The organism is Streptococcus sp. C300, assembly GCF_000187645.1.
GTDB lineage: Bacteria > Bacillota > Bacilli > Lactobacillales > Streptococcaceae > Streptococcus > Streptococcus oralis_CQ.
Map to the genome: position 1 here is coordinate 20,016 of NZ_GL732468.1, position 3,060 is coordinate 23,075.

Here is a 3,060-nt window from a genome sequence, read left to right on the forward strand (position 1 = left end):
CCATTCATTCTTGGCCAACTTTCCATCTGATTTATAATAATAGTATCCTACCCATTTATTGCGAGGATAGCTGCCTTCTGATGGTATATTAAGTTTTGAATGGCATAGTTGGCTTCTTCTTTGGTAAATTTTCTAAAATAAGGAGAAGTTAGCCTCTCATAAATTTCTGTCTTTGAGAGATTGTTATATTTTTGGTATTCTCTTGCTTGAGCTAAGGCATTCGCCTTATAGTCTGCTTGCAAATGATTGATAGCATATTGTGCAGTGTCACTATTAAAACCTTCATAAATTAACATCTCATAAATTCTTTTTTTTGACAAATGAATCCTATTATAATCTTGTGCTGTCTTTAAAGCTGCTGAGTATGGATTCCCGGCTGCTGGTTTTGGTTGCCGCACACCATCGTTTCCTACATAGTAACGGCCACCATCTACCCATTTGTCCCTAGCCATTTTACCGTCTGATTCAACATAATAACGGCCACCATCTACCCATTCATTCTTGGCCATCTTACCATCTGATTTGAGATAATATTTACCTATCCATTTGTTGCGAGCGTAGCTGCCTTCTGCTGTTAGATAATAATAGGAACCATAGTTTTTATCATAAATCCAGTCACTTTTAACCTTTTTTCCATCAGAATCAACATAATAACGACCACCATCTACCCATTCATTTTTAGCTCTCTTTCCATCTGATTTGAGGTAGTAATTTCCTACCCAGCCAGACTGAGCTTTAGATTGTGATTTATCCTGTTTAGAAGTTGTTTCTTTAGCTTTTTCAGTCGGTTTTTGTGCTGGTGTTTTCGGTTTATCAGCAGGTTTTTGTGCTGGTGTTTTCGGTTTATCAGCAGGTTTTTGTGCTGGTGTTTTCGGTTTATCAGCAGGTTTTGGTGCTGGTGTTTTTGGTTTCTCAGCAGGTTTTTGTGCTGGTGTTTTCGGTTTATCAGCAGGTTTTTGTGCTGGTGTTTTTGGTTTCTCAGCTGGTTTTGGTGCCGGCTTTGGCGCTGGTTTTGGTTGCCACACACCATCGTATCCTACATAATAACGACCACCATCTACCCATTCATTTTTGGCCATCTTACCATCTGATTTTAGATAGTAATTACCTACCCATTTGTTGCGAGCGTAGCTGCCTTCTCCTGTTAAATAATAGTATGACCCATAGTTATTGTCATAAATCCACTCAGCTTTAGCCATCTTACCATCTGATTTAAGATAGTAATTGCCTACCCATGTGTTGCGAGCGTAGCTGCCTTCTCCTGTTAAATAATAATATGACCCATAGTTATTGTCATAAATCCATTCATTTTTAGCTCTCTTCCCATTTGATTTGAGATAGTAATTACCTACCCATGTATTACGAGCGTAGCTGCCTTCTCCTGTTAGATAATAGTATGACCCATAGTTTTTATCATAAATCCATTCATTCTTGGCCATCTTTCCATCTGATTTGAGATAGTAATTGCCTACCCAAGCATTTTGGACATAGTTTCCCGAAGAGTTTAGATAGAAATAAGAATTAGCTTTTTTATCAAAAATCCACTTATTAGTAACTTTAGCACCATTTTCATAGTACGATGAGCCTACCCAATCAGACTGAGCTGTAGATTTGGACTTATCCTCTTTAGGACTTGTATTTTTAGGTTTCTCAGCTGGTTTTTGAGCTGGCGTTTTCGGTTTCTCAGCGGGTTTCGGCGCTGACGTTTTCGGTTTCTCAGCGGGTTTTGGTGCTGACGTTTTCGGTTTCTCAGCGGGCTTTGGCGCTGGTGTTTTTGATTTCTCAGCTTGATTTGACGCCGAAGTTGTATTCTCTTTTACAACCTTACCATTTTTAGATGCATCCTTTTCTTGAGCAGAAACATGCTGAGCCGAAAAAGGAAAGTCTCCAGTTGTATCTGTAAGTGAAATGAGTCCCAGTGTTGCAGTTGCTAAGCTGGTTACTAAAATTTTTTTTGATTTTTTCATAAAAATCTCCGTTGTTTTTAATGATTTATACCTATAGTATACCATATACTTAATTTTTTTACACTCAAATAATAACTATTTATGAAAGCACTATTTTAAAATGAAGTGCAACACAAAAGACATGTTCATCTGATATACTAGAGGTGCGAAAAACAGTATAAAAGAAGATGAACATGTCCACTAATTATTCTCATACAAGCACTTATCTGAAGCTGAGCGACTAGAAATTGAAGCTTATTTAAACGTAGGACTCAAACCTGCTGAGTTTGCTCGTAGACTGGGGGAAACTGCTCTACTATTACTCGTAAAATGAATCGTGGTTCCATAACGCAAGTGAAATAAGTCAATGAGCAGAAGATCTATTACCTACACCATTATGCAGATGCTACCCATAACCGTTATCAGTATGCTAGAGAAGCCAGCTATTATTTGAAACTAGATCGTTTATCGGACGACTTTCTGAAAGAATTTACAGAAGTAATGGGAGAGAAACCAACGGGACATAGCATAGATGCCTTTGTTCACACCTATAAACTCCAACCCCTTTTTGAAATTGGAAAATCCATTCTGTTCTGAGTGGAAAGACAATAGGAGAACCTTCTATTTTGAACTTGGCTATAGTCCGCAAAAAAGCTATTTGAGCTCACTCAAATAGCTTTAAAGATACTCTCTTAATTAGAGGAACAACTTTGTTGCACTTGACTTGTCAATCAGTGTTAAAATAGTTATTCTAAATAATTAGTCACCTAAATGTTGAATGGCATAGTTTGCTTCTTCTTTGGTAAATTTGTCAATACTAGGAGAAGTTAGCCAGTCATAAATTTGCGTTTTTGAGAGATTGCTATATTTTCGGTAATCTCTTGCTTTAGCTAAGGCATTCGCCTTATAGTCTGCTTGCAAATGATTGATAGCATATTGTGCAGTGTCACTATTAAAACCTTCAAAAATTAACATCTCATAAATTCTTTTTTTGACAAATGAATCTCATTATAACCTTGTGCTCTCTTTAAAGCTGCTGAGTATGGATTCCCGGCTGCTGGTTTTGGTTGCCATACACCATCGTATCCTACATAGTAACGACCACCATCTACCC

General features: G+C 37.5%; 1 protein-coding gene and 2 pseudogenes. 1 reads left to right on the forward strand and 2 read right to left on the reverse strand.

The window, feature by feature from the left end; translation table 11 throughout:
* Positions 1 to 47 precede the first annotated feature (47 nt).
* Complete coding sequence (locus tag HMPREF0849_RS10775) at positions 48 to 1,967, reverse strand: Ltp family lipoprotein (RefSeq protein ID WP_009013655.1); 1,920 nt, start codon at positions 1,965 to 1,967, stop codon at positions 48 to 50.
* 167 nt (positions 1,968 to 2,134) lie between these two features.
* On the opposite strand from HMPREF0849_RS10775, the pseudogene HMPREF0849_RS10315 reads away from it, so the two are divergent.
* A pseudogene (locus tag HMPREF0849_RS10315) lies at positions 2,135 to 2,507 on the forward strand (helix-turn-helix domain-containing protein); the annotation flags it as partial.
* Positions 2,508 to 2,705: 198 nt separating this feature from the next.
* Here HMPREF0849_RS10315 and HMPREF0849_RS10710 read toward each other — a convergent pair.
* Positions 2,706 to 3,060: pseudogene (locus HMPREF0849_RS10710) on the reverse strand (Ltp family lipoprotein); the annotation flags it as partial.

Coding starts and splice junctions, on each gene's coding strand:
- HMPREF0849_RS10775 (WP_009013655.1), bottom strand. CDS start 1,967: ATGAAAAAATCAAAAAAAATTTTAGTAACCAGCTTAGCAACTGCAACA.